Origin of the sequence: Mastigocoleus testarum BC008 (assembly GCF_001456025.1) — a bacterium.
Taxonomy (GTDB): domain Bacteria; phylum Cyanobacteriota; class Cyanobacteriia; order Cyanobacteriales; family Nostocaceae; genus Mastigocoleus; species Mastigocoleus testarum.
The window spans coordinates 63009-83249 of sequence record NZ_LMTZ01000121.1 but is presented as its reverse complement, the minus strand read 5'-3'; the positions used below and the strand labels follow the sequence as shown (position 1 = coordinate 83249).

The 20241-nt window shown below is 37.7% G+C and carries 14 protein-coding genes and 4 pseudogenes; 8 read left to right on the top strand and 10 right to left on the bottom strand.

The features are described from left to right. Positions 1-337: 337 nt before the first annotated feature. Positions 338-706 (bottom strand): transposase, encoded by a 369-nt coding sequence (locus BC008_RS31515; protein WP_235595963.1) that lies wholly within the window; start codon positions 704-706, stop codon positions 338-340. A 198-nt stretch (positions 707-904) separates the two neighbouring features. On the opposite strand from BC008_RS31515, the pseudogene BC008_RS45875 reads away from it, so the two are divergent. The 4 genes and pseudogenes from BC008_RS45875 (at position 905) to BC008_RS31490 (ending at position 5903) form a co-directional block, all read left to right on the top strand. Further along, a pseudogene (locus tag BC008_RS45875) lies at positions 905-1970 on the top strand (IS701 family transposase). A gap of 34 nt (positions 1971-2004) precedes the next feature. Further along, positions 2005-2853 carry a pentapeptide repeat-containing protein gene (locus tag BC008_RS31500; RefSeq protein WP_058183646.1) on the top strand — a complete coding sequence of 283 codons (849 nt, stop codon included), beginning with the start codon at positions 2005-2007 and terminating at the stop codon, positions 2851-2853. Positions 2854-3198: 345 nt separating this feature from the next. After that, the gene (locus BC008_RS31495) at positions 3199-4809 is read left to right on the top strand and encodes a serine/threonine-protein kinase (protein WP_027842612.1); all 1611 of its coding nucleotides are present in this window, start codon (positions 3199-3201) and stop codon (positions 4807-4809) included. Positions 4810-5132: 323 nt separating this feature from the next. After that, positions 5133-5903: an FHA domain-containing protein gene (locus BC008_RS31490; RefSeq protein WP_063800769.1), complete on the top strand. Its 771-nt coding sequence runs from the start codon at positions 5133-5135 to the stop codon at positions 5901-5903. 255 nt (positions 5904-6158) lie between these two features. Here the strand turns inward: BC008_RS31490 and recA are convergent, their stop codons facing one another. Then, entirely contained in the window at positions 6159-7271 is a 1113-nt protein-coding gene (gene recA, locus BC008_RS31485; protein WP_027842613.1) for a recombinase RecA, read from the bottom strand. A gap of 741 nt (positions 7272-8012) precedes the next feature. Here recA and xseA point away from each other — a divergent pair. Together xseA and xseB are read left to right on the top strand one after the other, a co-directional pair. Next, positions 8013-9299: an exodeoxyribonuclease VII large subunit gene (xseA, locus tag BC008_RS31480; protein WP_036265123.1), complete on the top strand. Its 1287-nt coding sequence runs from the start codon at positions 8013-8015 to the stop codon at positions 9297-9299. Beyond that, the gene (xseB, locus tag BC008_RS31475) at positions 9286-9504 is read left to right on the top strand and encodes an exodeoxyribonuclease VII small subunit (protein WP_407657058.1); all 219 of its coding nucleotides are present in this window, start codon (positions 9286-9288) and stop codon (positions 9502-9504) included. Before xseA ends, xseB begins: the two co-directional genes overlap by 14 nt. A 399-nt stretch (positions 9505-9903) precedes the next feature. Here the strand turns inward: xseB and BC008_RS50825 are convergent. Continuing rightward, positions 9904-10701, bottom strand: a pseudogene (locus tag BC008_RS50825) (Rpn family recombination-promoting nuclease/putative transposase). A gap of 196 nt (positions 10702-10897) precedes the next feature. Between BC008_RS50825 and BC008_RS31465 the strand changes: the two are divergent. Both BC008_RS31465 and BC008_RS31460 read left to right on the top strand, forming a co-directional pair. Next, positions 10898-11182, top strand: a complete 285-nt coding sequence (locus tag BC008_RS31465) for a type II toxin-antitoxin system RelE/ParE family toxin (protein ID WP_058183644.1) — start codon at positions 10898-10900, stop codon at positions 11180-11182. 15 nt (positions 11183-11197) lie between these two features. Next, positions 11198-11506 (top strand): HigA family addiction module antitoxin, encoded by a 309-nt coding sequence (locus tag BC008_RS31460; RefSeq protein WP_027842616.1) that lies wholly within the window; start codon positions 11198-11200, stop codon positions 11504-11506. Here the strand turns inward: BC008_RS31460 and BC008_RS51705 are convergent. The 7 genes and pseudogenes from BC008_RS51705 to BC008_RS31435 all read right to left on the bottom strand — a co-directional run. Continuing rightward, positions 11506-11620 (bottom strand): annotated as a pseudogene (locus BC008_RS51705) (DUF2887 domain-containing protein); the annotation flags it as partial. The gene BC008_RS31460 and the pseudogene BC008_RS51705 sit on opposite strands and share 1 nt — an antisense overlap. A gap of 131 nt (positions 11621-11751) precedes the next feature. Continuing rightward, positions 11752-11859 (bottom strand): IS1/IS1595 family N-terminal zinc-binding domain-containing protein, encoded by a 108-nt coding sequence (locus BC008_RS52940; RefSeq protein WP_456152290.1) that lies wholly within the window; start codon positions 11857-11859, stop codon positions 11752-11754. A gap of 9 nt (positions 11860-11868) precedes the next feature. Further along, positions 11869-12189 (bottom strand): annotated as a pseudogene (locus tag BC008_RS51700) (DUF1257 domain-containing protein); the annotation flags it as partial. A gap of 1070 nt (positions 12190-13259) precedes the next feature. Further along, on the bottom strand, positions 13260-14483 hold the full coding sequence (locus BC008_RS31450) for a VWA domain-containing protein (protein ID WP_235595868.1): 1224 nt from the start codon (positions 14481-14483) through the stop codon (positions 13260-13262). Next, positions 14447-15361, bottom strand: a complete 915-nt coding sequence (locus BC008_RS31445; RefSeq protein ID WP_027842618.1) for an AAA family ATPase — start codon at positions 15359-15361, stop codon at positions 14447-14449. The genes BC008_RS31450 and BC008_RS31445 overlap by 37 nt, the downstream gene beginning before the upstream one ends. Continuing rightward, entirely contained in the window at positions 15346-16923 is a 1578-nt protein-coding gene (locus BC008_RS47745) for a caspase family protein (RefSeq protein WP_058183643.1), read from the bottom strand. Before BC008_RS47745 ends, BC008_RS31445 begins: the two co-directional genes overlap by 16 nt. A 72-nt stretch (positions 16924-16995) precedes the next feature. After that, positions 16996-20217, bottom strand: coding sequence for an NB-ARC domain-containing protein (locus BC008_RS31435; protein ID WP_036265125.1), 3222 nt, complete (start codon positions 20215-20217; stop codon positions 16996-16998). Positions 20218-20241: the final 24 nt, after the last annotated feature.

Sequence of the window (20241 nt, the reverse complement as noted above, 5' to 3'; positions counted from 1 at the left end):
AGATTTTTGCCAAGCTTACTTCTTTAGGACGCATTCACAATACTTCTAATTGTGTTGCATCCTCGTAAATTGGCAAAGGTATTGAATTGTTGAAGTTAATTTTTAAATCGAATACTTTATCATCTCTCGTATTTGTAAGTAAACTCTTAAAAGAGAGATGATTTTTTATATCAATAAGTTTTGCTAATTGGAATTTTGGGGACTTCCAAAGAATAAAATAATCAAACATGATTCCTATATAAATCAAAATAATAGCTAATTTATTCTAAAAATTCTTAATTTACTTATAGTACTTTTCGGCGTTAAATTTAAACTATAGAACCCATTTGGGATCTTTTTAATTAATAGTAGTCGCCAGTCTTTTAAGCATGATTCGTATAAAACAAAAATTTACCTTGGCGGTGGAATTATCAAGAGTTATTTCAAAATTTTTGGCCAAGCTTTTACATCTCTCCATCCAAGAATTCGTTCTTTCTATGACCCACCTTGCTTTCACTGGAACAAAACCAATCTTTCCTTCTTTTTCTTTTTGAGCTTTGGAAGGTTTCGGCAATAGCTCAAATGTAATCTTGGTCATTATTTGGGGATAAATTTTTTTCAACTCTTCCTTTAATTTTTCGGGGTGATACCCATTGTCAAGAAGGATTGTGATTTTAGGAATGTCAACTGGTTTTAATCTGAAGTAATCAATGTTATCCGACAACATTTCCATGACTTACGCAACTGTCACAGTGCGATGCTATCGCGACTAGCGTTATCGTCATACAGCAATACTCATGTACTATTTTGCTAAGAGTGTGTTTCATTGGTTTGACCGGAATTAATAACAATAATTAATGATGTATCTTGTTGTTCAAGATTTGGTGAGACAATTTGTGAAGGGTGCATCAAAAAATGTTTAGCTATGAATTTTACGAAATTAGATTATTGTCAATATTTACTTAGTAGCCAAATTAACTATACTATTACTAACTTAGCAGAAGATTTAGAAAATATTAGTCATGATAAAATTAATTACTATTTGAGAAATGAAAAGTTGACTCCTAGTTTACTTTGGGACAATGTAAAAGATTTAATAGTAGTTGATGAAGATGCTTACATTATATTTGATGATACGGTTGTAGATAAAATATTTCAGAGTCAATATAAATAGTACGAAGGCAATATAGTGGTAATGAACATGGTATTGTCAGAGGAATTGGAATAGTAAGTTGCATATATGTTAATCCCAAAACTTTACAATTTTGGGTAATAGATTACCGTATTTTTAATCTCGAAAACGATGCTTTAACTCTAAAGTTGACTATGTGAAGAATATGCTGCAAGGTCTTGTATATCAAAATAATCTACCTTTTGACATAGTTTTAATGCATACTTGGTATGCAGTCAAAAGTTTAATTCTTTATATAGATAGTCTAGATAAGATTTATTATTGTCCTTTAAAAACTAATCGTTTGGTAGATGATAGTTTTGGTAAGGAAAAACATAAAAATATAGAATATTTAGAATGGAGTTGTGAAGAATTAGAATGTGGTAAAATAATAAAAATTAAAGGTTTTCCTGCTGATAAGAAAGTGAAACTTTTCCGGGTATCTGTCTCTACCGATAGAACGGATTATGTCGCAACTAATGATTTATCTCAAAGTTCTACAGATCTTGTACAACAGGTGTGCAAGATTCGTTGGAAAATAGAGGAGTTCCATCGAGAAATAAAGCAATTAACTGGCATTGAATCATGCCAATGTTGTAAAGCCCGTCTTCAAAGAAATCATATTGCTTGTGCTATGTTGATCTGGGTTAGGCTAAAAACTTTAGCCTATAAAACAGGTCAAACTATTTACAAAATAAAGCATAATTTACTTTCAAACTATCTAATTGAGCAACTGAGACACCCCAAAGTTGCAATACGCTGTAGTTTTTTTAGGCGCTCGGTGCGCCGAGGCGCACCATTGCTTATGCCAGTTGCGTAAGTCCTGTAAGTATAAAAAATTAAGATAACCTGCAATGGCTAATGAAAAACATCTTGCTTTGCTGAAGCAAGATGTAGATACTTGGAATGATTTTAGAAGAAAAAATCTAAATATATTTGTTGATCTCAGCGAAGTTGACCTCAATGGGGTTAACCTCAGTTGTGCCAATCTCGGTGGTGTAAACCTCAGTGGCGCTAACCTCAGTGATGCCGACCTCCATGGTGCCGAACTCTATCATGCCAAACTCAATAATGCCAAACTCAATAATGCCAACCTCTTTCGTGTCACATTCTATGATGCCAACCTCAGTGGTGCCAACCTCAGTGGTGCCCACCTTAATAGTACTGCCCTCAACCATGCCGACCTCAGTGGTGCCGACCTCAGTGGTGTCGACCTCAGCAGAGCAAACCTCAGAAATACAATCATCTCCGACCAGACAAAACTTGACAACAAATGGCGTTTAGTCTGGGAAATTTTTAATCAGCCATCTGAAAGACGAAACCTCAGTGGTGCTGACCTCAGCAGAGCAAACCTCTGGAGCGCAGATCTCAGTCATGCCGACCTCAGCAGAGCAAACCTCAGCAGAGCAAACCTCAGTAATGCAAACCTCAGTAATGCAAACCTTACTTTTGCACTTCTCAGGGGTGTAAACCTTTGCGGCGCAGATCTCAGCAACGCAGACCTCAGTTACGCAAACCTCAGGAGGGGTCTGTACTTCCTCAGTTGCCGTTGGGATAAAGATACAAACTGGGAAGGTGTACGCGGCTTGGAAAACTCAAAGAATCTACCAGAAGCCTTAAAGCGACAGCTGGGATTGGGGTTTTATAAAAATTACTCAAAGTTTGTCAATCTTATTCGAAGATTATGGTTTTCAACCTGGTAAGGGGTTATGTATTAATAACTGGAGTTTAGACTAAACACTACAAAATGACTCAGCAGCACTGATTCCCCACCTCTACAATGATTATCATTTTCATTGTTGATTATTTTATTCTTTGGAAGTCCCATTGTTGATTGTCTTAAACTAATTACGTAATGCTACACATAAAATGCTATTCCGGATCAAAACTCGTGGTTTTTCCATGACTTTACCCAATATCGGTCAATCTTTAGCAACTCTTTAAAGGTTTTACAGCAGAATTTACCTAGCGACATTAAGTTCTAATTTGAATAATGAGATTAGGGTGTAAAGACCTAATGTATTCGTATTGCTGCGAGTTTACAGTACATGAGCTACTGCTTAAATCCTAATTGTTCAGAGCCTAGAAATAAGGCAAATGCTAAATTGTGTCACTCTTGTGACTCGCAACTGTTATTGCGCGATCGCTATCAAGTGCTAAAAGCTTTAGGTCAAGGTGGCTTTGGAGCAACTTTTTTAGCTGAAGATAGAGTTTTACCGGGACAACCTCGTTGTGTAATTAAACAATTGCGTCCTTCTGGAACAGCACCTTATCTCTTACAGATGGCGCGCGAGCTTTTTGAAAGAGAAGCTGTAACTTTAGGAAAAATTGGCAATCATCCCCAGATGCCACGATTATTAGACTATTTTGAAGATAGAGAACATTTTTACTTAGTACAAGAATATATCAGTGGAGCAACTCTACAACAAGAGGTAAAACGCAATGGAGCGCAAAATGAAACTGATGTCAGGGAGTTTCTTTGTGAAATGTTACCCTTACTGCAATATCTCCACGAACGTCAAGTAATTCACCGCGATATCAAACCGGCTAACTTAATTCGCCGCGCTCAAGATAAGAAATTGGTTTTGATTGATTTTGGTGCAGTTAAAAACCAAGTAACTCAAATTGCTGCATCACAATCTGGTCAGACTGCGCTGACTGCATACGCTATTGGTACTCCTGGTTTTGCTCCACCAGAACAAATGGCTATGCGACCGGTCTACGCTAGTGATATTTATGCTTTGGGAATTACTTGCATTTACTTATTAACTGGTAAATCACCCAAAGACTTAGAATACAATCCCACAACTGGTGAAATGATGTGGGAAAACATGGTTAAAGTTAGTCAACACTTTATTGAAGTGTTGCGTAAGATGCTTGAAGTCTCTGTCCGCAATCGTTACCATTCGGCTTCTGAAGTTCTTAGAGCTTTGGAAATGGAGCCTTATCTGGATAGTTTAGCTGATGGCTTGGTTGCACAACCAAATAATATCGGAAAAGGAAAATACTCCAATTTTGACAACAGTTCGAATAATTCAACTGGAAATAGCAGTAGTTCTGGTGTCGCTCAAGTTGCAGCTGCAATTCGTGCGAGACGTGCTCGTATCCCAGATACAAATTCCAATATCAAGGATTCACGTCAGCGAGTCGTAACAACACAACCAAGATCGTCAAGCACTAATGTTCATTCGGGAAACTCCACATCTGTTAGCAGAATTAAATTACAGCCTTACTTAAATGCCGAGAATTTATTAGCTGCATATCTTAAAGGTCGGCGAGATTTTGCTTCCCATAATTTAAGTCTGCTAAATCTTCCTGGCGCAAATTTATCTGAAACTAATTTTCATTCTTCCCGTTTAGAAAAAACTAACTTCCAAGGAGCTAATCTTCATAATAACGACTTTGGGAAAGCAAGCTTGAATCGCGCAAATCTCCGGGATTCTAACTTGAGTAAAACTTACCTCTCCTACGCCGATTTAGAAGGAGCCGATCTACGTGGTGCAGACCTCAGTAATGCTTATCTTTCCCATGCTAATCTTCGAGGAGCAAATCTGTGTGGAGCTAATTTAACTGGAGCTAAAGTTACAGATGAGCAACTTGCGTTAGCTAAAACAAACTGGATGACTATTCGTCCCAATGGTCGACGTGGTTTGTTGTGATTATTAATAACTATTTAATGATGCTTGTTGATTAGTGATTTATGTTTTTTTAATAATTTCGGTAATAACGCGGTTACAACAAATATACAAAAACTTTAATCTAAAAGTGTACACCTAAGTATATTATTTAAAATTCAGATTTTCTCATGGAAGCAGATAGTGATACCGAACGCCAGTCAAAATTAATTTTTTTAAAGAAAACTCTCGGTAATTTCGTATTTATCGAGTAGTGGGGATAAACCTGCTTGAAATCAGTGTCTCGGTAGAAAATCGGTACCAATACTTTTCTGCTTTTAAAATGACACCAAACATTTACAATCGATATGAGCAACTTACATTTATCAAGAGTGGAACGTTCGCCTGTAGTGGCTGAGTTAGCTCAAAGTGAACTTCAGAAAAAGCTACAACTTTATCAAGTTTTTTTGAAGTTATATGAACATCATGGTGCTCTTTTAAATCAAATTCTCCAACTAGAAAATCTTACTGATTTATCTTTCGAACAAACAAGACAAAGTTATGTCCAAGCTGTAATTAATGGAAAAGAGTCTTGCATTATTACTAATTTAGGAGAAGGAAAATCTCGCAAGTTGCGACAACCACAATTAATATGGACAATCGGTCGTGGTGAAAATAATGGAATTTGCGTTGGTAACCAATATATCTCTCGACATCATGCAGCAATTCAATACCTCAAAGCGAAAGGTTTTATTCTAATTGATTTCAACAGTACTAATGGTTCTTATGTAAATGGGGAGAGAATTTATCAATCCCAAGAAATTCAAGATGGGGATTCTATACGTTTAGGAAATTTAATTTTTCCATTTTTCATTAATTTATCTACCCAAATCCTACCTATTGTAGCCACCGAGCTATTAACGCAATCAATACCTAAAAAAAATAAATTAAATACTCGTGAACCTGAGAATTTTTCTGACGAAACAAAACAATTTCCTTCAAGCTTAAGTTCTTCTCCAGAAATACTTCAAAAACTTAAGAGCAGCGACCGCCATCTTGTAGGAATATCTATCTTAGAGAAACATTTAAAATTACATCAAAATTCAGAAATAGTTGATAGTTTCTTTGAATCAAAATAAAAATTACACTTAGGGGATTGGGGATAGCACTGCGTGCCGCCCGCCGCCTGTGCTAACGCACCGCTAGAGCCTACGGCGTCGGCAAAGCCTCTGACTAACGTCACGCTTCGCTTTCACTAATGTGCTAACGCGCAAGCGCGCTCATAGCGGCATATGGGGATTGGGAATTGGTAATCAGTATTTTATATTTACTGTAAACATTCCAATTTGCTCAAGCCTCCCTGAAAAAATAAAGAAGGCTCGAGTTATTTATATTTATTTTTTGCTGCTTTCTGGTGATGCTTTATCTAATCCTTCATCACTGGATTTTTCTTTTTTGCTGCTCTTACCGTTTTTGCTGCTTACAGAATTAGAAGAAACAACTGCTCCTAAATCTAGTTTTTCACGTACTAACTGTCTAATTGTTTCGGTAATCTCTGGATTCTCTTCAAGGTATTTAATCGCATTATCTCGACCTTGGGAAATATTATCGCCGTTGTAGCTGTACCAAGCACCTTTACGATTGAGAATTCCTGTTTCTTCTGCTAAATCAACAATACATCCTAAAGTGGAAATTCCTCGACCGAAAATAACATCAAATTCTGCAATTCTAAATGGTGGAGCGACCTTATTTTTTGCTACTTTAACTTTGACTCGAATCCCAAACTCCTCGGTACCTTTTTTCAAGGTCTGAATTCGGCGAATATCCAAACGAACAGAGGAATAGTATTTTAAAGCATTACCACCAGTTGTAGTTTCTGGGTTACCGTAGCTAATACCAATTTTTTGCCGGAGCTGGTTAATAAATAGAACAGTACAACCAGATTTACCAATATTACCAGTAATTTTACGTAGAGCTTGACTCATTAAACGAGCTTGTAAACCTACGTGAGCATCACCCATATCTCCCTCAATTTCTGCTCGAGGGACCAACGCCGCAACAGAGTCCACAACCACAATATCCACCGCTGCAGAACGGACCAATTGATCGACAATTTCTAAGGCTGCTTCACCTGTATCGGGCTGAGATACTAGTAAATTTTCGATGTCTACACCCAGCGCAGATGCATAGGTGGGGTCAAGAGCATGCTCTGCATCGACAAAAGCTGCAATACCACCTGCTTTTTGTACTTCTGCGATCGCATGCAGCGCTACTGTTGTTTTTGCCGAACTTTCTGGACCATAAATTTCAATTACCCTTCCTTTGGGTAAACCACCTCCCAAAGCCAGATCCAAAGTGAGCGCACCAGTGCAAATGGTTTCTACCTTCATCCGGGAAGCATCCCCCAGGCGCATAATTGTGCCTTTTCCAAAGGTACGCTCAATCTGGCTCAGTACCATATTGAGGGCTTTTTCCTTTCCTGCATTATCAGTGGTGTTAACAGCCATTATTGCCTCTAAGATAATAATTTAATTCCAAATGTTCCAAGCACGAAAGACGTCGATCAGTAAGATGAGTCGTGCCTAATTTTAAATTTCGATCTAAGATGTTAACTAGAACATAAATACTACTTTACGTGAAAAATGCGAAAATGGATCTGTTTATTTTTAATTGACTTGCTGTGAAAGTGTGAGGACATCCTAATTTACAGCTTACTTGGTAGGTAATAGTAGCGTTAAAGATTAAAAGATTGGTGATTTAAGTTGACTATCAAATTAATTACAACAACAAAATATGAGAATTATCGAACTTCGTTATTGGAATTTTAAAAGTAACAAGTGGGAAGAAAAATCCCTCTCGTAATACCGATATTGATGTTTCCTATATTGATATTCTCTGTTCTGTGTGAATGTGTGAGACCGAAATGATACAAGTAATTGAACTTTACTGAATAACGTATTATTACTTAGTCGATATGTAGAATAATCTTCTTTTTCACTCAGTTAGTTGACAAAGTTACATAATGATTATGCAGTAACTATAAGGCATGTTTCGCACATTAGAATGAAAACTAAAAAATATTTAAAAAAGGATTGAAACTATATTTTAATAGACCTGATAGGAAATTGACTTACGACCCTAAATTGATGACATCTGATTTAATTGGTGCTACATTAAGGGTCTTTATCGTTATATAAGCAAACATAAAAAATAATACATCTAGACTCGCGTCCGTTCCCACCAAAATCATGTCTTTTGAGCTTTCTAATTCTGCTGTCGACCTCATTGCTGATACAGCGCTTTCAGTAACTGGATTAACTGACTACATTCGTTTGCTTGTGGAAGAGGACAAGCATTTACGCCAAATTTGGGTGAAAGGAGAAGTTTCTAGCGCCAATAATCATAAGGTCGGATTATTTTTCACTTTCCAAGACCCTGATGGTGGCGCAGCTATTAAATGCGTAATTTGGAGGAGTCAGCTAGGAAAACTCGCCCAGTTACCAAAAGTTGGGGAACAGTTAATTATTCTGGGTAGTTTGCGATTATATCCTGCAAGGGGAGAATATCAACTTAATGTATGGCAAACTTTGCCTGCTGGTGTTGGTTTACAGGCGTTACGTTACCAGCAACTACGAAAACGTTTGGAGGTTGAAGGTTTATTTGATGTTGAGAGAAAAAAATCCCTTCCTTCCCATCCCCAAACGATTGCTGTTGTCACTTCACCAACCGCAGCAGCTTGGGGCGATATTCAAAAAACTTTAAAACAGAGATATCCGGGTTTACACGTATTGTTTTCTCCGGCGACAGTCCAAGGGGAACAAGCACCGACTTCAATTGTTAAAGCAATTAAGAGGGTAGAAGAGGACAAACGGGCAGAAGTGTTGATTTTATCCCGTGGTGGAGGGGCTGTAGAAGAATTAGCTTGTTTTAATGATGAACGAGTAGTCAGAGCAGTTGCTGAATGTTCGATACCGATAATTACGGGTATCGGTCATCAAAGAGATGAATCATTGGTAGATTTGGTTGCAGATCGAAGAGTACACACCCCCACAGCAGCGGCAGAATTAGTTGTACCTGCGATCGCAGAACTTTACAGTCAGCATCAAGAACGAGTTACTACTTTATATGAAGTAGTGGGTAACTGTTACACAGATGCAGCAGATAGATTGCAATTAATCGAAAATCGTTTGCGACGTTTGGGCTTAGATCGGCAAATTGAACAGGAATTACAAGCCTTAAGTTGGAAGCGTCAGAGATTGTTGCAGGGAACAACCTTGCAGTTGCAACAATCTTTTGCATATGTAGAGATGTTGAGACAAAAATTAGCAACTCTTGACCCTAAAGCAGTACTAAAGCGTGGTTATGCTGTAGTAAGACAAGAAAACGGAATTATTGCTCGTTGTGCTGCTGACTTGACTGAGGGGGATCGGTTATTGGTAGAGTTGAATGATGGAGAAATTCAGGTACGAGTTACAGAAATAAAAAATACTAGGGCATTAAGGGATAAAGACTCTAATGATCATGAAATCGGCTGAAAAATTGGATTCTGAGTGGAATTATGAGGCGAAGGTTGCTGAGGTAGAGGCAATAATAGCTAGCATTGAGGCGGGTAATTTAGATTTGGAAGAAGTGTTCGAGCAGTTTGCTGTGGCTGCAAAATCTTTGTGTGAATGCGAAACTTTTCTACGAGAACGTCAGCAGCAAGTAGATTTATTGATCGAAAATTTGCAAGATAGTTAATTTCGCTGTTGGCGATGTGGTTTTAATTTAATTCCATATTTGGGCAGATTGACAAAAATTACCTTGCACATAATAATTATTAATCTGTTGCCCATAAACAAAAATTACGCAAGTCTAGCGCTATGCGCAAGTAAAAATTCATTAGCATAGCGTGTCCGTAGGACATAAGTCGAAATTCAAAAGTAATTGACATAAGCTTTCTCGTAAGAGTAAGTCAAAATGTTACAATTCACAGCGTAGTTTTATACTGTGAATCAGTTGGAATTGACTGAAGTTTTGAACTGAGGGCGGGATAGGGGATATTAGAGATAAAGAAAATTTGGTAACTGTAGACCTTAGGAAGCAAAGCTAAGGTCAGTTTGCCGAGTTTTTATAACTCGGTTGTTTTTATCAATAATTTTATTGTGGTTTGGTATTAGCTTTTAGGGCTACTAATCTAACCAACTCGATATCCAAGTCTAAGGCTTCAGCTATTTGTTCTACAGTAGCACCTAAATTTAACATAAAAGGAACTGCTTCGAGTTTTCCTTCGACTTTACCTTCTTGTTTAGCTTCTTGATAAACTTTAGTTTGCTTTAACTCGCTAAATCCAAACATTTTCTCAATCTCCTCCCAACTTTTCTCGGGAAATTTATAAACAATAATTGTTTCTATCAGTTCGATAAATTCCCTTTGGGTAATTTTCGATGTTATTTCTTTTCCGGCGAGTTTAATTAACTCCCTAGCTTTTGTGACTGCGCTTGATTCTGGCTCTACTACAATTTAACAGTGCCAAGACCAATAGACTGTTCTGCTGCTGAATCTAGTTCGTCTAAATACACCCGCGTTACTCATCCGGATGTGAGTAGTTCTGAATATCTTTCTGTTTCTCCCACATCAATGCTACGACTTGGGTAAACTACTACTCCACGCCAATTATTGGTAAGTTCTGTTTTATCAAGGTAAAGAAATATTTCTGTAAACAGACGAGAGTAGAATTTTTTATCCGCTTGGAATTGCACTTCTGCAAAGTAGATGAGGGATGATGGATCGCTTTTGGGGAGAAATACACCATCAATTCGGAAAGCTAGTTGCTTAACTTCTACGGAGGAAAATTGGTAGTTGTTGACGGTTTCGGGTGGTTGATTGATGAGTTAGTTCAAAGAAGATGCTGGGGAAGCTTTGAAATAAACGGTAGAATATCGTGTCTGTTTTCACGCGGATCGATGCTGAGTTGTTGGCGTAAGTTTAGATATTACTTTATATCTTTAAGGTTTGATTGGGAAATATTATCAAGGAAGTTATTTTTGGTGATCTGATGCACCCGGACGCTGAACACCCGATCTCAATATTGAATTTTCAACATTGAAGTTTATACTAACGTTTGACGATAGTAACGTAAAGCGATAGTATTGTGATTGTTAGTTTTAAATCTGAAGAGACAAAGCTTATATTTGACGGCTTTACATCTTCTCATTATCCGCCCAATATCCAAAAAACTGCTTTAAGAAAGCTGCTTATGCTTGATGCTGCAACATCAATTAATGATTTGCGCGTCCCACCTGGTAATCGCTTGGAAAAACTAGTTGGCGATCGGAAAGGACAGTACAGTATTCGTATTAACGACCAATGGCGAATCTGCTTTGTTTGGACAGATGAAACCAACGCTTCGGATGTTGAAATAGTAGATTACCACTGATGCAGGTCAATAATTATGAAGGATAACCGTTTACCAAATATACATCCTGGGGAAATTCTACAACTAGAATTTTTAGAACCATTAAGTATCACTCCTTATCGATTAAGTAAAGATATAGGTGTAGCTCAGACACGAATTAGTGAAATTTTATCTGGAAAACGCAGTATTACAGCAGATACAGCTTTGCGTTTTTCTCGTTATTTTGGTAATAGTGCTCAGTTTTGGTTGAATTTACAAACGCAATACGATATACGTCAAGCTCTTGAAGAGAATACAGAAGTTTATAATCAAATACCTACACGTCCGTTCAATGATGTAGCCTGATTTTTGGGGAGAAATACACCATCTAATCCGGAAAGCGAGTTGCTTAACTTCGACTGAGGAAAATTGGTAGTTGTTGGCGGTTTCGGGTGGTTGCTTGATGAGTTCAAAGAAGATGCTGGGGAAGCTTTAGAATAAATGGTATGATATCATATCTGTTTTAACGCGGATTGATCCTGAGTTGGTGTCGCAAGTTCTAATTTTATTCGATTATTTGCTCTTTTTTACAGTTTAAGAACAAAGCTTTATTAGAAATCTGTAAATTGCGTACCACATTCACGGCAAATATAGTTTTCCCTTCCTTGAAAATAACCACGTTTTCCTATTTGATTAGAACTACATCTAGGGCATTTCATCTTTTTAATAACACCACGCTGCTTGGCTTGTGCCAATGTTTTATTAACAGCATATTTCTGATTAATGGAGTTAATGAGTTCTATTTGATTGTACTTTTTAGCAAGACCCCACAAGTCAACAATGTAGTCATAAGAGCCGTCGGAATTTTTAGCCAAACCTATGTCACATTCGCCTTCAAGGACTGCAACAATGTCAACGCGAGTTCTTATACCGTAACCGCGAACATCAGCATTTGTTTTCACCCTTATTCCCAAATCTCGGAGACTTTTTTTGAAAATTTCCGCATCTGTGATTTTAGTACGTAGGGAACTAAAGTGACTACCTTTTATAATTTTCCAATCAACATGTACAGCCTCACAAATTCTGATGAAATCATCTTCAGGAATTTCTAATTTTTGCCAAAATTGTTCTAAAATTTCTACTGAAGTATTGGAAGCTCGAACCCAACGCTCATCTAATTTTTCCCAATATTTCCTCGTTATAGCTTTTTCAATTATTTCTAATCCATGCTCAGTAGCTTTAAGATTACGAGCTTTGGGTTCTTTAGATTCCGAAATTTCATTTTTTATCTGTTCAGGAACAGGCAAACTTATATCACCAACCCATGGCTGACTTTCCTCATCAACAATTTCTTCAAGCTGGGCTACTGCAGATTCCGAAATTTCATTTTTTATCTGTTCAGGAACAAGCAAATTTACATCAGCAACCCATAGCTGACTTTCCTCATCAACAATTTCTTCAAGCTGGGCTACTGCTTCCTTCAAGTTGCCATAGAAAAAACTCTTCATTCCTTGAGAGTATACTAATAAAGGGCGAAAACCTGATTTTATGAGGGGCTGTGCAAGAGTTTCCAGCAACGAAACCAAACGAAAAACTTCTCCAATATCCTCCTGCTGCACTTTCTGACTCAGTACCTTTGCCAATTCTCGCGCAGCTTTATAGGGCTTAGAATACGCCAACGCAGTCCATTCCTGAGCTTGTGCTAAATCCTGCGTATCTGGATCATCTCCAACCAACACTTGCGCCACATAATCCAGCAAAAACTCTCCCAACTCATCAAATCTTTCCTGTCCAAACTCTTCCTTCAATTCCCGCAATAATAAATTACGGTCAGCAATATCCATCTCATACATTTCATAGCCGACCTGGCGACATAAACGCGATAGCAATACACGAGCAACCGCTGTCCAAGGGGCTTCCGGCACAAAGTTTGCCCAAAGTTGGTAGAGTAGCTCGGGTGTCAGCACCAAAGGGAACGCCGCATGACGAGCCAAGTTACGGTGTGCTTCCCCAAACTGCTGGGTAAATCCTTTAACCCGTCTTTGGGCTATTTGCATTTCCCGCTCTTTGCTTGTGGTTGGCATTAATAAAAACTCTAGTAGCGTAAAGATTCATCCAATTATTTGACTGCAATATATCGACCCCGCAACACACTAATTGCTGCATTCATTCCCTGGGAACTCATCTCAAACATCGGTACAAAACTGGCAATTTCCCCAGCTGTAGTTTGTCCCCAGTCTTCACTCGGCATTGGGTTGAGCCAAGCAAAATAACGCACTGACTGTTGTAACTCCTTAATCCATACCTTAGTATTATCAATCCGTTCCTGGTCAAAATTCCCCCGTGCAGCTCCAGCATCGCTAATTATTAATACCGCCGCCCGTTCGCCAATTTCCTCCAAAACCTCAGAAATAGGCTTAGCATCAATCATTGCTGGATGACGGTATAAGTATTCATCCGGGTAATCGTGAAAATAAAATACATTCGTTGTTCTCAGCCGTCCTCCCCGTTGCGCCGTTTCTACCAACTGGCGCGATAAGTCGTGAAACGGTACCATCGAGCCTTCTTGGTCGATTAGTAACACCAAATCAGTGCGATTTATACGTGGCGGCATCAGTACGGGTTGTAGTAAAATTCCCTCACGTTCAATTTTTGCTACCGTCGCTTCAATATCTAACTCTGTCGGTATTCCTTGGCGCACCGGACGACGCAGAGAACGCCAGCACTGCTTCATTTTTCGCTTAGTTACAGGGAAATACTCTGTCAAAAGCATGTAGCGGGGACGTTTAATTTCTCTCTCGCTACGATTGCTCCGCACAGCTTGAACTGCTTGTACCGGTTCGGGGGTGATGGTGGGAGGAGAAGCTGTCTTTAAATCTGGTAAAGGTTCATCAACTGGATCTTCTTCAATAGTTGATGTTTCAATTGAGGTAGATTCGTCATTTTCTAATGTAGGTGAGCTAGAAGTTAAACTTGAGGTGTCAGTACTGGATGAAGTTTCATTTCTGGATGAAGTTTCATTTAAAGATAAAGACGCAGGGGAATTTTCTTGTATGTTTAAATCGAAATTTGGGAGCGATTTGACTTGTTTCCACATCTCCTCAAACAACCGCTGAATGAGACGATTTTCATCCTCAGACTTTGCCCATAACATACAACAAAGCTGCTCTAATTCTTGGCGGTCGCTAATTCCAAAACCTGCTTCTAAACTACGTACAACGGCTAAATATTCTTCAACCCCCAACGGTAAACCATGTCGCTGTCGCAGACCATTAAAAATATCTAGCAGTGGTAGTTGGTCTAGGTTCATGATTTTTGTAAATACCGCAAATGGTCTTCCCATTTTTTCAATAAAACTTCGGGGAAGGGTATTTTTTCTTCTAGTTGCTTTAATATTTCATCTTTAGGGAATTGTCGCAACACAGCAAACCAGTCCAATAATTCACTGGTAGTAACTTTCTTACCTGTTTTTCCCTTCTCCATTTTCTGTCGCAAGTCGCTAAAACGTTTCACCACAGCTTCTACTAAATCGGGCGAAGATTCGGGAAAATGAAAATTGACAATATTAGCTAATTGTGTATGTGGAAACTGAATATAGTAAAACAAACAACGTCGTAAAAAAGCATCAGGTAAATCCTTTTCATCGTTGCTGGTGACAATGACGATGGGAGGGTAATTTGCTTTGACTTCTTCCCCCTTTTCTTCAATCGTGAATTTTTGCTCGTCAAGCTCTCGCAACAAATCATTGGGGAAGTCAATATCTGCTTTATCAATCTCATCAATTAGTACTACCGTGCGTTGTTGATTTTTAAACGCACGTCCCAAGGGTCCCAATTTAATATAGTTATCTAAATTCTTGATTTGAGAATTACTTGCTTCTCCCATGCGAGCAAGTTGAGCATCGTGCAAACGTCCTACAGCATCGTAAGTGTAGAGTCCATCTTTTGCTCGAGTGGTGGATTTTATATACCAAGCTTGGTAAAGTAAACCTAATTCGTGAGCTACTGCTTGGGCTAGGGTAGTTTTACCGCATCCCGGTTCACCTTTGATTAATAAAGGACGCTTTTCAAGGAAAATAGCAAGGTTAACGGCTTTAATTAATTCTGGCGATGGTAGGTAAGGGGAAAGTCCATACTTTTGACAATCTTGGGGTGAGATTGGCTTACCGGTATAATATTGCTTGCCATTGGCAGTGAGTACATTTGTCAAATTTTTGTGCATTGTGCAAAAACCTTTTCGCAATCAATACTAAAAAAGCTACAAATTTCTTCAAAAACGTATTGAGGAATACCTTCGTAAGATTTTTCGAATAATATTTCAGATGTAAATTCTTCTAGTTCTATTTCGATATCACTGCGTTGCATTAAAACTTCTACAATCCATTCTTCAATAATATTTTGAGAAAAACTATTTATAGTTGGTAAATGTAAAGGTATTCGCGGATCTGTAACTGCAGGACTTGGTTCAGCTCCATTAATATTGGACTGATGAACTTTACCACCACGGTCAACTAAGAACATGAACAAGTGAGTAGATTGTTGAGGTGGATTTTCCCTCCCGATAGTTACCAATGGTTCCCAAAAATTCTCTAGCCAAGTAGATAAAACTTCTGCTTCTAAGCAATCGACCTGATTAAAGATGAAAACTACATCCTGAGTTTGCCAGCGATCACAAACTTTTTCCAGAATTTCGGAAGCTGAATTCGAGGGTACGTCGAATTTACGGCCCAATTGTATCCACAAACGTTCGATACTCCTGTAACCCACATCAAAAACTATTGGACTAATCTTTTTTAAACTTGCTTTTGTCCGAAGTAATTTCGCCAATAAAAATTCCAACCCACACTCAGGCTGATTATGAACTAAGAAAGCTGCTGTACGGTGGCTTCTCATCACTTCCCGGACTATCCTTGTTTGTTCCTGAAAGTCTACTTGTAGCAGCAAGTCAAACATCAAGGTATGTTTCATTTTGGGAGAATAAGTTTCTGATTCTGAAGCTGGTCTAGCTTCTCTTTGAACCAACCTAATTACTTCTCCGCGATCGCTAATCAGTGGGGTCTGGGGAATATTGACCGAATCGTAGTATTTTTGCAAATTTTGTTCAACAGAAACTGCTAGCATCCGGTTTGTAATCCATTTACCTTTGGGGACTAAATCTGGGTTAAGTCCAGCTAAAATAGCACCCGCAAGTATCCCATGTTTACCATCTAGCTGCTCATAGGCAACTTCATAGTCACGGGATGCTGCAATCAAAGAGCGATCGCACCCTGGACTTTGTCTTCTCAATTCAGTATCCTTAAAATTAAGTAATTCTCCAGCGAAGCAGCAATCGAGCCAAATAATCTGCTGTTTGACTTGGCTTTGCAGTAGTATATTCCATAAAAGTTCCAGTGAAAAACCCCACTGATTCTTTCTTGGAGAACTATCACTGGCTGCTAAAAAACCCTGTGTTAAATTTTGTCTTAATTGCTTCCGCAATCCGTGTCCAGCGAAGAATAGTAAAGCTGTTTCTGGGGGTCTTTCAGTTTCAGGAAGGAATAGATCGAGGATTGCCTTTTCTAATTCTTCAGTTTTGAAAGGGTTATCTGGATTTGGATCAACCTGTAATTTTCCATTGATGATACTTGCTGGGAAGCGTTTGACTCGAAAGTTTTCGTTAGCTTCTAACTGTTGGGCAATAACTTCTGCGTCAGTTGCTGGGGTGGTGAGATGCTTGCATTTACCTAATGGATCTTTGAGGAAAGGATATTTGTTTATTCCTATTACTAAAGCATCTCGACTCATATTGCATTTATATATCCAAATCTATTTATATATTTATTCAAGTATAAAAAGTTTTATAAGCTGTAGCTGACTTTAGCCTATTAATCTAAGCAATGAAGTTTCAACTTCTTTAAGAGATTCTCTTGTTTCTGCAACCCTTTCTCGACGACCAATACGCTCAAAAATTTCTAACGCCTTCTTAAGCCATTTTTCAGCTTCCCTTAGTTTACTTATTGTTCTAGAAATCTCAGACTCTCTTTGAGCAGAACGTTGTTCTAGAAGACCATAACCTCGATAGCACCATGCAATTGTATGGGTTCTACCAATAAATTCAGCTATTTTCAATGCTTCATCAAACCTATGACGTATTTCTTCTATTGGCTTTTCTTGCAACAAAATCTCCACATGACCTAAGTTTGCAGCACTAAAAGTTATTAGAGCTTCCTTATTTTGCCATTGGCTTTTCTGAGCATTTTCCAATACTTGGGAGTATAGTTTTTGTGCAAATTCATAATTTTGTCTACTTTCAAGCTTTTCGTTAATTTCATTTTTCCAATAGCCTATATCCATTGCTAAATCACCTTGATTAGAATCAATTAAAGCAATTGAATAATCTGGTTCTTCAAAAGTCCATACTGTACCTTTATTCTCAATATACAAATTCATGAGACTACGAGCTTTGTTATGATAATCATTGGCGTTCTTAAAAATTGTTTCTATTTTATTATTTAATGAGTTACTCTGATTACGCTTGAATTGTTCCATCGCCTTACCATGGAAAATTAGTGCACGTAGTTGAGCAACTTTAGCCTTATAAAGGGTTACAAAAGAATTATTTCGAGGAATTTTATCCAGATTTTCTTCAGCCTTTGCTAACCACTTTTTTGCTTCTTCATAATTATTCTGACGACAACAGACCCAACCTGCTCCAAAAGCAGAACGCCAGACAGCTTCATAATCCTTACTAGGTAAATCTTGCTGCAATTCAGAAGCAGAAGTGCAAATTTGAATACGAGTATCCCAGAATCCTCTTTCAAATAAGAAATGATTTAAAGAATCAACTATTTTAAATGTGTTTGTAAATTCTCTTTGATTGCGACACCATGAAAATGCTGCTAAACAATTGGGTAAGTCTTGTTCTAACTCTTCATATTTATCGAGCCCCAACCCAGGTCTTGCTAATTTCTCCATTAGAGCAATAAAGTATCTAACTGCTTCACTGTATATTGCTCTTTTCAAGACTGTATCATCGTCAATTTTATTTCCAGCAAAACTTCGAGTTAGGGGATGAATTGAAAAACGAAGTTTTTCACCCCCCATTAGGTCTCGATTTGGTTGTATTAATGACAACGTAATTAAATATTCAATTGCCGACTGAAAATTTTCTTGCTTAATACCACTTATTACTTGGATTGCTTCTTCCGATGCTGGAGCAGTAAAAAAAGTCATGCTCATAAGAATTCGACGGGCTTCTGTATTAAGTAAATTCCAAGAATTGCCAAAAATACTCACCAGCATATTATTTACCTGGGATTCATTTCCGGTAATTCCGCTACCTGTTTGTCTCTCACGGTTTGTTAAATTTCTTAGAACAAGTTCGAGAGGAATTCTTTGAGACAGTTGTCCAATAATCCATTGCAGAGCGAGAGGCAATCCAGATGTTATATTGTGAATATTTTTCAAGTCATCTTCAGCTAAATACTGTTTTACACCTTTATTTTTCCCAACTTCTTTCAACATTTGATAAGTTTGAGAAAAGGTGAATCCTTCTAAGTTAATAACTGAATAATCTCTTGGTAAAATATGTCTAGTTGTAATTAAAATCTTACTTGGATAAAAATTGTTATTTGCAAGAAATTTGTCTACTTGTTTATCACCAATTCTTTCAAAACTATCGACAACCAAAAGATATCTATCGTGACGAAGAAGTTCAGATACTTTTTCTTGTTTCTGACTCATTGTTAATTGGTCTGAACGATAATCAATCGCCCTTAAGACAATATCCAATAAATCAGCTAAATCAATAGGAGAGTCATTGGCTGATACCCAAATAACTTTTCTGAATAATCCTTCTACTTTTCTAGCAGCTTCTGCAGCTAATACAGTTTTACCTGTCCCACCCATCCCACGTATGACTATATTCCTAACCCATTTTTCTTGAGATTTTAAGGCTTCTTCAATAAATTGTTGCTCTTCTGGTCTTTCAATAAATTGTATTGGTGATGGAATACTGTTTTTTGATAAATTACCTGCTGCTATAGAAGCATCATTTGATGATACTTTTTCTTCTATAAGTGAGATTTCGCGACGCAATTCTAAATAACTTTGTAGAAGATTTTCTGAACACTTACTCATCCCACCTGTATTTTCAATATTTTGCTCCAAATCACTTAATTGAGATTTCTTTTCTTCCAATATTTTCAAATAATTTGGTGGTGTCATTTGAGTATTTTCACTTAAGTTATATTTATTTACGTATGATGTTGGCAATTGTTCTATACTATTTTTATTTAAGTTAGATTCTTGTATTTTTTCTTCAGAATATCTTATGGTTTTAATTAAGTTAATTTTTCCCCCATGTTTACTAATTTCTGGTTTCTGAGAAATTTTAGCCTGGGTATAGTATTTTTCTAATTGCTTATCAACAAAATTTGCTACGTCCAAATCAGTTATCCAATTGCCTTCTTGTATTCGATAAGGGTCAAGTGCTTTTAGCAAAGCGCCAGAAAGCAACCCATGCTTACCATCCAACTGCTGATAAGCGACTTCAGAACTATGAGATGCAGCAATTAAAAAACGATCGCGTTGAGAACCTTGTGCTGAAATATTAATCTCTTTGAAGTCAAGCAAGCCACCACTAAAACAAGAATCTAGCCAGACAATTTGCTCAGTAACCGGACTTCGTTGTAGTATTTCCCATAAATCTCTAAGTAATAAACCCTTTAACTGATTTTTGCGATAACCAGCATCACTAGTTGCTAAAATAGTCTGTTTAATACTTCCCAATTGCTTAACCAGTCCATGCCCTGTAAAGAATAATAATGCTGAACTTCGCTTATCTTCTGATATAAACAGTCTAGTTACGGCATCTACTAGTTCATCAGAATTAATTGGTTTTCGGGGATCTACTTGTAATTTACCATTAGTAATGCTTGAGGGTAAGCGTTGTACTCTGAAGGAACCATGATTTTCGAGTAGTTGTGCAATCGCTTCTGCATCTGTAGCAGGAGTTGTCAGATGCTTTGCTTCACTTGTGGGTGTATCCTTCAAAAAAGGATATTTGTTAATGCCAACTACTAGAGCCTGTCGCAGCATGATTGTTTTAAGCACTAGTATGAT

What these genes read in the sequence shown, in the direction of transcription:
- BC008_RS31460 (WP_027842616.1), top strand. Translation starts at nt 11,198, where the DNA reads ATGAAGGATAACCGTTTACCAAATATACATCCTGGGGAAATTCTACAA.
- BC008_RS31490 (WP_063800769.1), top strand. Translation starts at nt 5,133, where the DNA reads ATGAGCAACTTACATTTATCAAGAGTGGAACGTTCGCCTGTAGTGGCT.
- recA (WP_027842613.1), bottom strand. Translation starts at nt 7,271, where the DNA reads ATGGCTGTTAACACCACTGATAATGCAGGAAAGGAAAAAGCCCTCAAT.
- BC008_RS31435 (WP_036265125.1), bottom strand. Translation starts at nt 20,217, where the DNA reads ATGCTGCGACAGGCTCTAGTAGTTGGCATTAACAAATATCCTTTTTTG.
- xseB (WP_407657058.1), top strand. Translation starts at nt 9,286, where the DNA reads ATGAAATCGGCTGAAAAATTGGATTCTGAGTGGAATTATGAGGCGAAG.
- BC008_RS31450 (WP_235595868.1), bottom strand. Translation starts at nt 14,483, where the DNA reads ATGGGAAGACCATTTGCGGTATTTACAAAAATCATGAACCTAGACCAA.
- BC008_RS47745 (WP_058183643.1), bottom strand. Translation starts at nt 16,923, where the DNA reads ATGAGTCGAGATGCTTTAGTAATAGGAATAAACAAATATCCTTTCCTC.
- BC008_RS31515 (WP_235595963.1), bottom strand. Translation starts at nt 706, where the DNA reads ATGTTGTCGGATAACATTGATTACTTCAGATTAAAACCAGTTGACATT.
- BC008_RS31445 (WP_027842618.1), bottom strand. Translation starts at nt 15,361, where the DNA reads ATGCACAAAAATTTGACAAATGTACTCACTGCCAATGGCAAGCAATAT.
- xseA (WP_036265123.1), top strand. Translation starts at nt 8,013, where the DNA reads ATGTCTTTTGAGCTTTCTAATTCTGCTGTCGACCTCATTGCTGATACA.
- BC008_RS31495 (WP_027842612.1), top strand. Translation starts at nt 3,199, where the DNA reads ATGAGCTACTGCTTAAATCCTAATTGTTCAGAGCCTAGAAATAAGGCA.
- BC008_RS52940 (WP_456152290.1), bottom strand. Translation starts at nt 11,859, where the DNA reads ATGAAATGCCCTAGATGTAGTTCTAATCAAATAGGAAAACGTGGTTAT.
- BC008_RS31500 (WP_058183646.1), top strand. Translation starts at nt 2,005, where the DNA reads ATGGCTAATGAAAAACATCTTGCTTTGCTGAAGCAAGATGTAGATACT.